Genomic DNA, 13430 nt, shown 5'->3' on the forward strand with positions numbered 1-13430 from the left:
CTCAGGCGGTCAGCTGGACACGCCGACCATCTGGATCAGCGACTTGATCTGCGCGACGTGCCGCGACAGCATCGCGCTCGGGTCGTCGCTGGCACGGTCGTCGCCGATGCTGATTTCCCACCGCGCTGCCTGCGAGCGTGTGATCACGTACTTCAGCGCGTACACGTGGTCGACGTACCAGCGGCCGTTGCGCCCGACCTCGGCGGCGACCCTATCCCCGACATCGAAATGCCTTCCCACCCAGAACGGTTGGCCATTGACGACGGAAATTTTGTACGACCGGAAAGCCTTTGTGCGGTCGAAGCCGACCCGGATCGCCTGCAGCGCAGAGAGACTGAATCCGGTGCCACCGGTCGATTCCCAATACTCGCCGAAAGGCGGCCCGTTCACGCCCATCTCGGCCATTCGGACCGGGTTGCCGACGCGGTGGAAGGCCAGCACCACGTCCTCGAGTTGGCTGTCGAAGATGCCCAGCGTCAGCCCGGGGTTGCCGAAGATCGCGCCGATGTACCCCAATAGCGAGTTGGCCAGGAGTTTCAGGCCGGTGTTCACCCAGTCGGGTGAGTGACCGCCTGTGACGATCGCGCCCGCCAACGCTTTGTGCACGGTGGCCTGCCACTCGCCGATGCCCGAGACCCCGGTGCGGCGCGCGTTGCGCCAGGCCACCCACGGGCGGGTCGTGCCCATGTAGCCGGGCTCGCCGTACTCCGGCGCGTCCGGGATGCCGACCACCTCGACGACCTGGTTGATCAGGTCGGTGGCCACCGAGGTGACGTAGTGGATCAGGCCGTCGAGGGCGGTGCCGGTGATGCCGGCGTAGCCGGATTTGTCGAGCACGTCGACCAGCAGCGTGGGCTTGGTCAGGTGCATGTGATCCGGTGCCGGCTGAGGGTCACCGGGCAGCCAGCGGCGCACGGTCAGGTGCAGCCCGGCATCGGACAGCGTGGGGCTGAGCACGTCGAACGCATTGCCGAACCTGGTGCTGATCACCGACCAGGTCGAGGTGTCGAACAGCAGACCCGCGCTCGGCATGACCACGATGGGCCAGTTGTTGGGGTCGAGATTCGCCAACCACGACCCCGGATTGAATATGTCCTCCGGCAGCGCCCACAATGGCGCAAATCGGCGCAAAAAATTCAAGAACAATAAAGTCTTTGCACCGAAAATACTCGGGCCCAGGAATGCGTACATTTTTGGGTACTGCAGTTCCGGGGGTAAGAGCGGGTTACTATAGCAGATTATTTTCTTAATATGCTCAAATTCGTGCAAAAATTTCAGCTCGATTTTGCCGATCTCGCCGAACTTTTCACCATCAGTAATCGCGGAACACTTCCCCGACCACCGCTTTCCGGACATGTCAGCGGTAATGTGCAGGTCTTCGTATTCGCCGAGATCTTCGATCACCAGGCGGTAGATTTTGTTCGATGCCTGGACGACCAGCGCGCCCTCGCCGGTCTCGTTGAATCGTTCCTCAAAGGACGCGGTGACGACACCGAACAGCGGCACGGGATTCTGCCAGTTCTTATCCCAGAGAGTAATGCGCGGAGGGCGGCGCATTTCCTCAATCCGCTGCGCGGATTGCTGCAGGATCGTCGACCGCACTTCGTCGGCACTGAGCAGCGGCGGCATCAGCGATCACCCCAGCGATCCATGGATACAGTCGTACTGTTTCCGAGATAGTGCACTCAGACCGCCTCCCCGCCCATGAATCGGGTGTAGCGCTGCGGGTACCAGACGCGGATCTCGGTGTCGGGGCTGCCGCCCTGGATCCGGATCGGCACCTGGACCGGTGACCCCGTTCCTTTCGGGATCGCGCTCTCGAATGCTTGCCCGTTCAGGTCGGCCCACGGCTGTGAGTCGTCGAGCGCCAGTAGGGTTTCGTCGAGGGGGAAGGTCCGGATCAGCCATTCCTTGCCGGGCCCGAGCGCCCCGACCGCCGGCACCTGCACCGTGTTGCCCGAGAGTCCATCCGGCAGCCACACCACGGTGTTCGCGGCCAGGGTGCTGGTCGCGAACTGCGGCCAGCACTCGACATCGGCGGGGTTGAGCATCGGCAGCGTCCCCTGCCACACCCCGGTGCCGGTCTGCGGTGCCCCGGTGGTGGGGTTGATCTCGGTCATCTGGCTGCGCTTGATCGAGTAGCTGAGTTCCGGTGCGTACCAGTAGGGATCGACACTGAGGGTGTAGACCTCCCACGCCAGCGCCTTGGTCCGGCCGGGGTCGCGCTGGGTCAACGGCTTGGGTTTCTTCTCCCACCGCAGCCGCAGCTCGCGCGGCGGCGAGATCTCCGAGAACACCCGCAGGTAGCAGTCCCAGGACGGGCCGAGCACCCGCCACAGCAGATCGTCGATCTGCTCCCACAGCAGCGTCGTACGCCCGATGGTGCCGATGCGCAGGGTGCACAGCCGCTCATTGACGCGCGGCACGTCGTCGAGCGTGCTGCCTTCCTGGTAGGCGTAGGACTCGCGCACTTGGGTGATCGGGGCGTGCCACAGGTCTTCCCACGACCCATCGAGCAGGTGGATCCCCTGCTCGCCGCCGTTCGGGCCGAGGATGTCCAGGGTGATCCTGTCCTGGCCGTAGGTCGGGCTCCCCGGTTTCATGTCGCGCAGGATCAGCTGCATGATCCTGCCGGGGTTGGTCAGACAGATAGCCACGGCTCACCCGTTCCTGTACGTGTCAGAGATCGCGGTGGTGCGGCCCAGCATCTTCTCGGTCTCATCGGCCACCTTCTGCGGATCCATGCCGTAGTAGTTGATGGTGTCGGCCAGCTTGAAGTTCTTGGCCGCGGTCACCGCCTGGTCGATTCCCTTGTCCGTCAGGCTCTTCAGGCCGAAGTTGTCCGAGAACTCCCCGACAATCGATTTCAGGGCGTCGATGCCGACGGTCTGGAACTTGCCCGCGAAATCCTGTTTCGATGCCCACTCGTTCGCGGCGGCAATGCCGGTGGCGGGCGGGCCGGTGTTCACGTTCAGATCCGGGGTGTCGGGTATGCCGGTCGCGCCCAGCACGGTCGGGCCGCCGCCGGTGGTCGTGCTGGTGTTCGGCCTCGACCCGCCACCGCCCCCGCCGGTGGTCGTGGTGGTGGTCGCCGGGGTGGTGGATCCGCCGGCGGTCTTCGGGTCTCCGCCCAGGAAGAACTCCGGGGGGAAGTGGGCGTGATCGGTGTAGAGCGCGGAGTTCGCGCCCTCGGCGGCGCCGCCGTATTGGCCGTCGCCGCGGGCCCCGCCCATCTCGACCTTCGTGCCGTTGGGCAGGGTCATGCTGGTGTGCCCGCCGTATGGGCCGCCGTTGTACCAGCCGAACGACAGCGACCCGGACGGGCCGATGCCGGGCTGCGCGCCCATCGCCGCGAGCGCCTGGCCCTCGGTGGCGGTGGTGAACCGTGACCCCCACGGCGACGCACCGGTGGCGTAGTTCGCCAGCGCGCTGGCGGCGCCCGAGCAGTCGCCCCAGTGCACCCCGCCCCAGTTGTAGGCCGCGCCCTCGATGCCCTTGGCGAAGTCGTCGAGCTGGTCGGCGGTGACCAGACCGCCGCCTGCGAACCCGGGCACCCCGCCGACCATCGTGCGCAGGAACTCCGGCGAGGGCACCCAGCCGGCATTGAGGGCGTGCAGCAGTGGCGCGCCCGCGCCGTATGCCGCTGCGGTGGACACGAATTCGCCATCGGACAGGCGCAGCGGTTTGACTCCGTCGAGCAGGGCTGGGATCGAATCACTGGTGGCGGTGCCGGGCCCGCGGACCAGCCGCCCGCCGGTGGCTTTGCCCTCGGAGCCAGCCCAGTCGATCATCGATTGGCCGACTCCGCGGAATCCGATCTTCTCGCCCCCGCCAGGGATTCCGGGAATATTGGGGATTTTCACTTCAGGCAGCCCGACCAGGAATTTTCCGATCTCGCGGGCCGCAGACTTGATGCCCTTCACGATCGTGTCCCACACGCTGGTCACCGTGTCGCCCAGCCCAGTGAAGAATCCGGCGATCCCGCGCAGCGTGACATCGGCGTGGTCACTGAATGCTTTGATCACCGTCGCCGCGTTGCCGAGCTGTTCACCGATCGTGGTGGCCATCTTCTCGAAGGTGGGGATCACGTACGGCTCGATCACGTTGAGCACCAACCACGTCCACAACTTGGCCTGGTCCTCGAGCAGCGGCAGGATCGCGATCAGCACATCGAGCAGCGGCGGCAGCATCTTCACGGCCAGGTCGACCAGCTGCGGCAGGATCGGCGCGACCGCCATGATCAGGTCTCCGAAAGCCTTCGCCAGCTCGGGCAGGTGCGGCGCGAGCTGGTTCATCGCATCAGCGAGGGAGCCGCCGATCTTCTGCGCCACGTCGGCGAGGATCGGCTGCAGCTGCTCGAAGATCGGCATCAGCAGGTCGGCGATCTGCTGGATCAGCGGACCGGCCGCGTTGAAGATCGTGGTCAGGGCGGGCGCGAGCGCGGTGATCAGCCCGGCCACCACATTGGCGATGACCGGGATGATCGGCGAGAGCGCGGTGATCAACGCCGCGAACGCGTCGCCCATCGGTTTCATGGCGGGGGCGAGCGCTGTAATCGCTTGCGACAGTGCGATTCCCACGACCTGCGCGATCTGGCTGAGTGGGCCGATCAGTGGGGTCAGGGCGGTCATCAGCGACTGCAGCAGGTCCCCGATCACCGGCAGCACCGGCTGCAGCCCGGTCGCCAGGGCGGAGATGAAATTCGCCAGGTCGGGCATGATCGCGGTCAGCGTGGTGGCGAAGGTCGCACCGATCTGGCCGAGTGCCGGCGCGATCGTCTGGACCGCTTGGCCGATCGAAGTGAACAGCGGGCCGAGGGTCGGGCCGACGATGTTGCCCATCTGGATCAGCCCGTCGATCAACGGATTCAGCCCAGCGCCGAGGCCCTGCAGCATGTCGCCAAAGGTGCTGATCAGCTGGGTCAGCGAACCGTTGTTGAACGCGTCGGTGAACGCTTGCCCGACCTGGCCGAGCATCCCGCCCAGCTGCTCACCGATCTTGCCCGCGACCGGTTCGAATGCTTGCCCGAGGGACAGGACTCCGGTGGTGGCCTGCTTCAGGCCCGGCCCCAGCCCGCCGATGAACGAGGCGGCACCGTTGAAGATCGACTCGAGCGCACCCATGTTCTCGGGTGCCTTCCAGAAGTTCGCGAAATCGGTGGTGAGCCCGTTGATTTGGGTTGCAACCGCGGTCATGCCGCGCCCGAGGACCGGGAAGGCGACCTCGGCGAGCTGCTTGATCCCGGTATCGGCACCGGCGAACAGCGCATCCTGCACCGGCAGCTTGACTAGGTCTTTCCAGCTGTCCTTCAGGCTGCGCGTCGCCAGCACGAACGACTGCGTGTTGGGCGATAGTTTCGCCATGGCCTGGGCTGCTTTGTCTTGCGCCCCAGAGGATTTCGTCTGGGCGTCGTTCAATGCTTCCTGTGCGTCGGCCAGGGCCTTGGTCGTGTCGTCGACCCGTTCGTTCGCTGCGGCAAGCTTGTCCTTGGCTGCCACGACGGTGTCGCTGCCCTCGGCTCCCTTGGCGAGGGCTTCCTGCTGTTTCTCCGCCAAATCCGAGTTGCGGGTGCGGGTTTCGAGTAGCGATTGCTCTGCCTTGGCGACGCGCAGTTGCGCGCGCTCGTAGTCGTCACCGGGCTTGATGTTGGCGAGGTCTTTGCGTGCGTCGGCGAGGTCGAGCTGTGCTTCCTTCTCCGAGAGCACCCCGCCGCGGACCTCCAGATTGAGGTCGCGCATCTGTTTCATGGCGTCTTTGCGGGCGGTGGTCAGGTCTTTTTCGGCCTGCTCGGAGTCCTTTTTCGCGTTGCGCACGGACTTCTCAGCCGAGGTCACCTGGTCGGTGGCCGTCTTGATCGCCGAGGCTTTGGCGGCGGCGTCGCTACCGGCGGAATCCTCGGCGCTCGACAGCGCAGAGAACGCATCCTTGACGCCACCCAACCCGACCGCGATCGTGGCAATCCCCGCCATCGCAACCGGCCCCAGCGAAGCCAGCCCGACACCGAGCACCGCGACCGCGCCGGCGGCCGCGCCGATCGCACCGGTCAGTCCGGTTACCGCCGCGGTGATCAGCCCGACTTTCCCGGCCCCGCCCACCAGACCCGACACGTCGGGCAACGACGATCTCGCCGTCTTCGCGCCGGCACCGCCACGGCGGTCGATGTCGACATTCACCGTCTGGTTACGGGTCAGCGCAGCGAGTTCCGCGCGGAAGGCTGCGCCGTTGGTGATGTTCAACCTGACGTTGACATGCGGCGCGAGCCGGTCGAGTCGGGCCTGCAGGGCCGCGGCGAAGGCCTGCAGCTCGGCGGTGGTCACCTGTAGGCGCACGTTCGCGCGGGCGTCGAGAGTCCGGGTGTTAAGTACGGTCTGCGCCTCGCGGCGGAAGGCTGCCACGTTGGCCGACAAGGAGACCTTGCTGCGCAAGACAATCGCATCGAGTGCGGTCTGGGTGTCGCGGCGGAACTGGGAAACGTTGGCCGACAGCGCGATGTTGATCGGGAACCGAGCGTTTTTCAGCTCGGCTTTGAGGACCTGTTCAGCCTTGCGCGCGGCAGCTTTGACTCGCGCTTCCAGCTCGGCGTCGAGGTTGTTCCAATCCAGCTGGGCGGAGACGTGCGCCTCGGCGAATGGCAATGTCACCGGCGGGCCTCCAGAGCAACGAATTCGTTGCCCGGCCCGCAGCCAGCAGCAGATGGATCGGTATCAGCGTATCGGGCTAGGTGAAGGTCAGCTCGCTGTCGACACCCTCGGGCAGCGCGATCATCGGCGGCGTGCCCCCGCCGAACATCGCTGCCGCCGCCAGCCAATCAGCTGCCGCCGCATCGTCATCGGCGCCGGTATCACGCGCGCGGTCGGGCACCTGGTCCAGATCCCCCAGCCAGCGGCTCAGGGCGTCGTCGTTGTGAGAGTGCCGGTGGCGCAGACAGCTGTAGGCCACGGCGGTGGCGCGGTCGGGGGCCAGGGCGAGCAGGTCGACCCCGCGCTGGCCCAGCTCGCCGTCGACCTCGCGCCAGATCTTGAGGGTCTGTTTCCAGATCTTCGTGACGGTCCATCGCGGCTGCCCGAAGATGTTCTCGACCACGGCGTCGGCGATGGCTTCGATCTGCCGGGTGGTGATAGCGCCGGTGAGGATGGATTCGATCAGCCAGGTTGCATCCCCGGTGTCGCGGGTGGTCGCGGTCAGGACCCGAAAGCTGTAGTCGGACAGGGTCACTGCGACCAGGTCGCGGGTGCCGGGCAGCGGGTCGGCCAGGTGCACGACCCGCTCGCCCCACCGCCACGCACCCGCGTGCGGCTTCCATACCGCGGACACTTACCGGTGCAGGTTCCGCGCCACGCGCCGGCGCTCGGTGCGATTGAGCTTGGGTGAGAAATGATCGATGATCGCGGTCAACACCTTGTGGTAGACCTCGGTGCCGAATTCGTCGGTGCGGTCGAGCAACCGACGCTGCACGTAGTGGAAGCTCTCCTCATCGAGGGTGTGTGAGGCGAATTGCTGCATGGCGAATACGCGCTCGGGCATGGTCGAGCTGCCCGAGATCATGCCCATCAGCACGCCCCATTGCTCTTCGGTGGGCTTGATCGCCACGCAGGTGTGACCGTCGATCGAGAACTCGAGGATGTCGTCATCGCTGATCTCGGGGTCGGCGCTGTCCTCGCCGCTGCCGGTGGTGAACTGCAGCGCGGCGGGGATCGGGCGCTCGGCGTCGTCGAGGACCGGCGGGATCACCAGCTCGGGTTCGTTGATTACGGTCAGTGCGTCCTCGACGCCCTCGGCGGGCAGCGGGTTCGCGGGCTTAACGGGCTTGCGGGTGCGAGGCGGCATGTGTGCTGTCCTGTCTAGGTGGTGGGGTTGCGGGAGATGCCGGGGCCGAACACTTCTTCGAGCGCTTGGGTCAGGTATGGCGAGCCGGGGGTGCCCTTCACCGACTTGGCGAACATCCACGCGCGCTGCGTCTTGGCGGGGCGGCGGACACCAGGCGGTAGCGGCCCGATCGTGCGGCCGGCCCGGAACTTCAAGGCGCGGGCGGTGACCGGCACGATGCGGGCATGGTGCGGGCCGAATAGGCCGGTGCCCTCGTGGCGCCAGCGGGCGTAGGCGAGCGGGGATCCCACACGCACGATCGCGCCGCTCGCGGTGGCGGTGACCAGATGGGTGATGCTCGACCGCAGCCTGCCCTCATCCACGGGGCAATTGGCTTTCGCGCGGTTGGCGATCTCGCGGCCGACACGGTCACCCCAGCGCACGGCGGCGCTCTGCATCGCAGCCTGGATGCGGTCGCGGTGGATCTGGCCCGAGGTCACTGCACTACGCCTTGTCGGCGCGCGGGCGGCGCGCCCGCGGCGCTGGCGACTCGGGCTCGGCGATCAGCGCGGCCACGTCGGCGCGGCTGCTGATCAGGTCGGCCTGCGCTTCGTTTGCTGCGTCGCTGGCCTGCTGCACCGCCTCGGCGCGGGCCTCGACCTGCGCCTCGGTCGAGTCCTCGGCGGGCGGGGTCGGGTCAGCGAGCACGGTCACGCGCCCATCGGCGATCAGCGTGCCGATCCGCGGGGTGTGGGCCACCGTGCGGACCTCGCCCGCCGCCCAGTCCTCGAAGGCTTGCTCGGCTCGCACAGTCACATCGGTCATGCGAGCGAGGATACAGTCACACTGTCTCTATGTATTCCAGCGTCGAAGGTGGTCAGCCGTGCCTTTCTTGACATTCCTGCTCTGCCTCGGCGCCGCCGCGCGCCTGACCCGGCTGGTGACAGACGACTACATCACCCGGCATCTGCGGACCGCGGTGATCACCCGCACCGGCCACGCCAGCGACCTGTCCTGGCTGGTCACCTGTGCGTGGTGCTTCGGAATGTGGTGCGCGGCAGCTGTTTTCACCGCCGGATATCTCTACGGTGACCAGCCGTGGTTCATCTGGCCGGCCGCCGCGCTGAGCGCATCGCACCTGATCGGGCTGGGCGCGACCCACCTCGACGGGGACCGCTCATGAAGCGCCGCCCGGAATCGACCGCGGCGCGCATCGCCGAGCAGCTGGCCGCCACGGCGGGCACGCGGCGCGGGGCGCGGGCCCGCGTGCCGAGGGCGGTGTTCACGCAGTTTCATCTCGACCAGGCCACCCGCACCAATCCGGGCCGGCCGCCGCGCACGATCACCGCTGCCGCGCAGATCCTCGCGGGCCCGACCGTGGCACGCACCACGGCCAAGAACACGAAACAGCGGTGGCAGGATGAGATCTGGGATCTGCGCGATGAGATCGGCGAGCTGCGGTTCAGCGGTGACCGCACCGCGCGCTCGGTGTCGCAGATGCGGCCGATGATCGCCAAGGTCGAGCGGCTCGGCGACGAACCGGTGGAAGTGACCGAGGGGCTGCCCGCTGAGCTGGGCGGTCGAATGTTTTCCAACCCGGCCGCCAACAGCCAGGCACTGTTTCGGGCGGGTCAGCATTTCGGGTTCAACGGCGAGTCACTGATGCTGCTCGGTGACGGGGAAGACGACACGTTCACCTGGCAGCCGTGCTCGGTGCAGGAACTCACTCCGGCCGGCAAGTCCTGGACCTACAACAACGGCCTGGATACTCGGCCGCTGACCCCTACAGAGCATGTGGTGCGCGGCTGGATTCCGCACCCGAGGCAGTCCGCGTGGGCCGACTGTGGGGCGCGCGCGATCATGCCGGTCGCCCGGGAGCTGCGCGGGCTGACTGAACATGTCAGCGCGCAGATCGATTCGCGGCTGGCCGGTGCGGGCCTGCTGCTGGTGCCCCAAGAGATCGAGGTGCTGAGCGGGCAGGGCAGCCCGAGCGGCGACGATGACGACGACATCGACCCCTTCGTGCGCGACCTGATGGAAATGATGCTGGCCCCGATCAAGGACCGGGGCAGCGCCGCGGCGCTGGTGCCGCTGGTCGCCAAGGCACCCGGCGAGCTGATCGACAAGGTCAAGCACATCAAGTTCGCCGAGCCGCTCGATCCCAAGGCGGTCGAGCTGCGCAACGAAGCGATCCGCCGGATCGCGCTCGGCATGGACTCCCCGCCCGAAGCGCTGCTCGGGCTCGGCTCGGGATCCAACCACTGGAGTGCGTGGGCGATCTCGGAAGAGGACGTGAAACTGGCGGTCACACCGCAGATGGTGTTCATCGCCCACACTCTCACCATCGGCTGGCTGCATCCGCTGCTGCGTGCCGAAGGCGTCCCGGACTGGAACAAATACCTGGTCTGGTACGACGCTTCGGCGCTGCGGCTGCGCCCGGATCGCAGTGCCGACAGCCGTGAGCTGTTCGATCGTGCTGCGCTGTCGCTGGACGCGACGCTGCGCGAGAACGGTTTCGGTGACGCCGACAAGCCCACCGACGACGAGAAGAAACGGATCCTGCTGACCAAGCTGCTGATCGGTGCTCCCTCGCTCGCACCACTGCTGCTGCCGCTGCTGGGCATCAACGTCGACACGAGCGTGCTCAATCAGACCTCCGACATCGCGGCGGCGACCGGCGGCAACACCCCGCCCGCCGACACCGCACCCGCGGACACCGCGGGCGACAGCGGCGCAGACAGCGAGCAGCGGTCCCTGCCTGAGCAGCCCGCCCCGTCCGGCACCCCGGATGGGAGCGCGCCGTGACCACGGCGGCCGAGGCACCCGAGTGCGTGGCGCTGGCGGTCGAGGTGGCGGTGCTGCGCGCGCTCGAGCTGGCCGGCAAACGCGCCCACCACAGCAGCGGGCGCAGCGGGCGCGGCCAGCTCTACAAGCTCCCGGCGTGGCAGGTCCACACCGCGCGCCGTCTGGCCGCCGCACCTGAGCAGTGCGATCGGCTGCTGGTGGGGGTGTGGGATCTGCTGGCCCAGGTGGTGCCCGATCAGCCGCGCATCATCACGGCCGCGGATTGGTATGTGCGGCAGCTGATCGTGTCCGGGCGCGCTCACCAGGCGTCCGAGCTGCGGCAGGTGCTGGCGGTGGCGTGTGAGCCCGCGTGATCCGTGGCTGGCGCAGCGGCTGCACGCGGTAGACCGGCAGCGCCGCGCCGAAGCGCGCGTGTTCGCCGGTGTCATCGAGGCGATGACGGTGTGGCTCGATACCGCGCGCGCCCTGGTGCTCGGGCAGCCGCTGCCGCCCGCCGCCCTGCGACTGCTCGACAGCCCGCCCGCGCTGACCGCCGCTGCCGAACCCGACATCGATGCCGTGCGCGGTGCGGCGCAGGTGTGGGCGCGCGGGGTCGCCGAGCACGTCGACCCGGCCCTGTCCGAAGCGTTCGGCGAAGGGTTCCTCGACGCCGCACGCCGCGCCGACATCTCCCCGCTTCCGTTCCAGCTCGACTACCTCGAGCAGGTGCACGATCGGCTGCGGATCTGGCCCGAGGGTGCCTTCGAGGAACTGCGGCCCGAGCTGCTCGAAATGCTCAGCGAGGGCATGGATTACGACCAGATGACCGAGCGCATCGGCCGCATCCTCAACATCGACGCACCGACCCGGCGGATCCGCGGCGAGATCTCCGAGATCGATCGCCAGCTGGCCGACCCCGAACTGTCGCGCGCGGACAAGGCAGCGTTGCGGGCCCGCAAGCGCGAGCTGTGGGGACAGCACGACGAATCGCTGCAGCAGTGGCAATGGTTGGCGCGGCGCATCGCTCGCACCGAGACTCACGGCGCGATCGAGGGCGGCGCGCTCGCTGCCGCCCAGGCGGTCGCCGCCGCCGGTGGCACGGCCACCTATAAGCGCTGGCTGGCTACCACCGACGAACGCACCCGCGGCACCCACGTCATCGCCGACGGGCAGATGGTCAAGCTGCACGAGGCTTTCCAGGTCGGGCGCGCGCACCTGCAGCATCCCGGCGAGGCCGGTGGGCCCCCGGGCGAGGTCATCCAATGCCGGTGCACCACTCTCTATTTGCGCGAGGACGAGGTGCAGGACGCGCTGCAGGGTGCGTGGGGTGGGCGCGGTGTCGGGCCCGGCCACGCACGCATCGGGCCCGATGACCCCGACGACGCTGATGCCGCGCTGCAGCGGTGGAAGCGTGAGCAGCGCGGCGAGAACCTCGACGACCAGCCCGGCGACGGTCAGGGCGAGGATCACCCCGACGAAACGACCCCGCCGGCACCGAGCCGGATCACGGCGGCGAGGACCAGGCCGAGCCCGAACCCGCGCCGATCCTGTCCGACCCGGTGCGCGAGCGGCTCGACCGCGCCCGCGAAGCGCTCCCGGCCGACGCCGACGCATGGGACCAGGCCGCCGAGGCGTACCGGCAGGACGCGGACGGCAATCTGATCCCCGGCAAAGACCTCGATCGCCACCTCGATCAGGTGCTCGACGCGGGGGCGGCGGTGTGGTCCGACATCGCGGCGGCGATGGACAGCGACGCCGAGCTGGTGCAGGCACGCCACGACCGCGACGCCGCCAACGCGTTCGACCGCCCCGACGCGCACCAGCAAGTCGCGCGCCGCGAGGCTGAGATCATCCGGAAGGCGATGGGCGAATACCGGGAATTCGGCGGGCACCAGCAGCGCGTCAGCACCGACCGTGGAACCGGCGCCTATCAGCGCCCTCAGGATCCGGTGCGGCAGGCCAGCAGCGAGATAGTCGACGACTTGCGTGACGCCGAGCAGGTGTTCCCCCGCGAATGGCTCGAAGCCGCCGACGATCGAGGCGAACTCGTCCTCGGTGCGGTGGACCGCGCGTTCCACATCGTGGGTGGCGGCGGTGGCGGGCGGGACATGATTGCGGGCCGTCGCACGCCGGTGCCCGGCTATGACGGTGCGTTCTCCTCCGAGTCCCGTGAGGTGATGGCCCACGAACTCGGCCACCGTATGGAGGCTGCGGTGCCGGGGTTGAAGGCGCTGGAATTCGCGCTGGTGCGCCGCCGCGCGATGGAGGGCAAGCGGCTGGAGAAGCGCACCGAGATCTATAAGGGCAGTGGCGAATACGCCCTCGCCGATTGGTGGCGTCACCCCTACACCGGCAAGGTCTACGCGTTCGGCAACCTGCACCCGGCCCGGATCGCTCACGAAGTGTTCCAAGTCGGAGTGCAGGATCTGCTCGGGCGGTCCACCACGGTCTACGGCGACACGGCCGGGGGCGAGTTGACCGCGTTCATGTTGGGGGTGATGCTGCTGCTATGGCCTTCCACGTCCGCAGCCGCGACAACCTCAGCGACGACGACAGCGGCGACGGCGACCGCTGGCTGAGCTGGGACGGCCGCGCATGGACCGCCGACCCCGACACCGATGCGGTGCTGCGCCGGCCGGGGTTCGCGTTCCCGCTGACCCCGACCGGCCCGGTGCAGGTCGGGTACGGGCCCGGTGAGTCCGAGCTGCTGGCCGCTGCCCTGCACGTCATCCCTGCCTCGGTCGCGTCCGGGCAGGTGCCGGACTACCCGCTGCTACCGGTGTTACCGCCGGGCGTGATCGCCTGACGCCGCGATAATCGTGGATACAGTGCATCTGTTC

The 13430-nt window shown here is 67.9% G+C and carries 13 protein-coding genes; 6 read left to right on the forward strand and 7 right to left on the reverse strand.

Features of this window, described 5'->3' with window-relative positions; genetic code table 11:
* Nucleotides 1-9: 9 nt before the first annotated feature.
* The 7 genes from ACWEKS_RS34095 to ACWEKS_RS34125 all read right to left on the reverse strand — a co-directional run bounded on the left by ACWEKS_RS34095 (nucleotide 10) and on the right by ACWEKS_RS34125 (nucleotide 8631).
* Nucleotides 10-1629, reverse strand: coding sequence for a Gp37-like protein (locus tag ACWEKS_RS34095; RefSeq protein WP_452343914.1), 1620 nt, complete (start codon nucleotides 1627-1629; stop codon nucleotides 10-12).
* A 56-nt stretch (nucleotides 1630-1685) separates the two neighbouring features.
* Complete coding sequence (locus ACWEKS_RS34100) at nucleotides 1686-2657, reverse strand: hypothetical protein (protein ID WP_452343915.1); 972 nt, start codon at nucleotides 2655-2657, stop codon at nucleotides 1686-1688.
* A 3-nt stretch (nucleotides 2658-2660) separates the two neighbouring features.
* Entirely contained in the window at nucleotides 2661-6641 is a 3981-nt protein-coding gene (locus ACWEKS_RS34105) for a phage tail protein (protein WP_452343916.1), read from the reverse strand.
* 76 nt (nucleotides 6642-6717) lie between these two features.
* A complete protein-coding gene (locus ACWEKS_RS34110; protein ID WP_452343917.1) occupies nucleotides 6718-7314 on the reverse strand; it encodes a hypothetical protein in 597 nt (198 codons plus the stop codon).
* Nucleotides 7315-7827, reverse strand: coding sequence for a hypothetical protein (locus ACWEKS_RS34115; protein ID WP_452343918.1), 513 nt, complete (start codon nucleotides 7825-7827; stop codon nucleotides 7315-7317).
* 14 nt (nucleotides 7828-7841) lie between these two features.
* Nucleotides 7842-8306, reverse strand: coding sequence for an HK97 gp10 family phage protein (locus tag ACWEKS_RS34120; RefSeq protein ID WP_452343919.1), 465 nt, complete (start codon nucleotides 8304-8306; stop codon nucleotides 7842-7844).
* 4 nt (nucleotides 8307-8310) lie between these two features.
* A complete protein-coding gene (locus ACWEKS_RS34125) occupies nucleotides 8311-8631 on the reverse strand; it encodes a hypothetical protein (RefSeq protein ID WP_452343920.1) in 321 nt (106 codons plus the stop codon).
* Nucleotides 8632-8689: 58 nt separating this feature from the next.
* On the opposite strand from ACWEKS_RS34125, the gene ACWEKS_RS34130 reads away from it, so the two are divergent.
* Genes ACWEKS_RS34130 through ACWEKS_RS34155 form a run of 6 tightly spaced genes read left to right on the forward strand, consistent with a single transcriptional unit; the run spans nucleotide 8690 to nucleotide 13396 of the window.
* Complete coding sequence (locus ACWEKS_RS34130) at nucleotides 8690-8989, forward strand: hypothetical protein (RefSeq protein WP_452343921.1); 300 nt, start codon at nucleotides 8690-8692, stop codon at nucleotides 8987-8989.
* Nucleotides 8986-10611 carry a hypothetical protein gene (locus ACWEKS_RS34135; RefSeq protein WP_452343922.1) on the forward strand — a complete coding sequence of 542 codons (1626 nt, stop codon included), beginning with the start codon at nucleotides 8986-8988 and terminating at the stop codon, nucleotides 10609-10611. The genes ACWEKS_RS34130 and ACWEKS_RS34135 overlap by 4 nt, the downstream gene beginning before the upstream one ends.
* Nucleotides 10608-10964 carry a hypothetical protein gene (locus ACWEKS_RS34140; protein WP_452343923.1) on the forward strand — a complete coding sequence of 119 codons (357 nt, stop codon included), beginning with the start codon at nucleotides 10608-10610 and terminating at the stop codon, nucleotides 10962-10964. The genes ACWEKS_RS34135 and ACWEKS_RS34140 overlap by 4 nt, the downstream gene beginning before the upstream one ends.
* Nucleotides 10951-12252 (forward strand): phage minor head protein, encoded by a 1302-nt coding sequence (locus ACWEKS_RS34145; RefSeq protein ID WP_452343924.1) that lies wholly within the window; start codon nucleotides 10951-10953, stop codon nucleotides 12250-12252. The genes ACWEKS_RS34140 and ACWEKS_RS34145 overlap by 14 nt, the downstream gene beginning before the upstream one ends.
* On the forward strand, nucleotides 12150-13169 hold the full coding sequence (locus ACWEKS_RS34150) for a hypothetical protein (RefSeq protein ID WP_452343925.1): 1020 nt from the start codon (nucleotides 12150-12152) through the stop codon (nucleotides 13167-13169). The genes ACWEKS_RS34145 and ACWEKS_RS34150 overlap by 103 nt, the downstream gene beginning before the upstream one ends.
* Nucleotides 13100-13396 carry a hypothetical protein gene (locus ACWEKS_RS34155; RefSeq protein WP_452343926.1) on the forward strand — a complete coding sequence of 99 codons (297 nt, stop codon included), beginning with the start codon at nucleotides 13100-13102 and terminating at the stop codon, nucleotides 13394-13396. The genes ACWEKS_RS34150 and ACWEKS_RS34155 overlap by 70 nt, the downstream gene beginning before the upstream one ends.
* The last annotated feature ends 34 nt before the right edge of the window (nucleotides 13397-13430 follow it).

Source organism: Nocardia sp. NPDC004711 (genome assembly GCF_053601595.1).

Excerpts from the sequence above, each read along its gene's own strand:
- ACWEKS_RS34095 (WP_452343914.1), bottom strand. The coding sequence starts at position 1,629 with ATGCCGCCGCTGCTCAGTGCCGACGAAGTGCGGTCGACGATCCTGCAG.
- ACWEKS_RS34115 (WP_452343918.1), bottom strand. The coding sequence starts at position 7,827 with ATGCCGCCTCGCACCCGCAAGCCCGTTAAGCCCGCGAACCCGCTGCCC.
- ACWEKS_RS34125 (WP_452343920.1), bottom strand. The coding sequence starts at position 8,631 with ATGACCGATGTGACTGTGCGAGCCGAGCAAGCCTTCGAGGACTGGGCG.
- ACWEKS_RS34135 (WP_452343922.1), top strand. The coding sequence starts at position 8,986 with ATGAAGCGCCGCCCGGAATCGACCGCGGCGCGCATCGCCGAGCAGCTG.
- ACWEKS_RS34155 (WP_452343926.1), top strand. The coding sequence starts at position 13,100 with ATGGCCTTCCACGTCCGCAGCCGCGACAACCTCAGCGACGACGACAGC.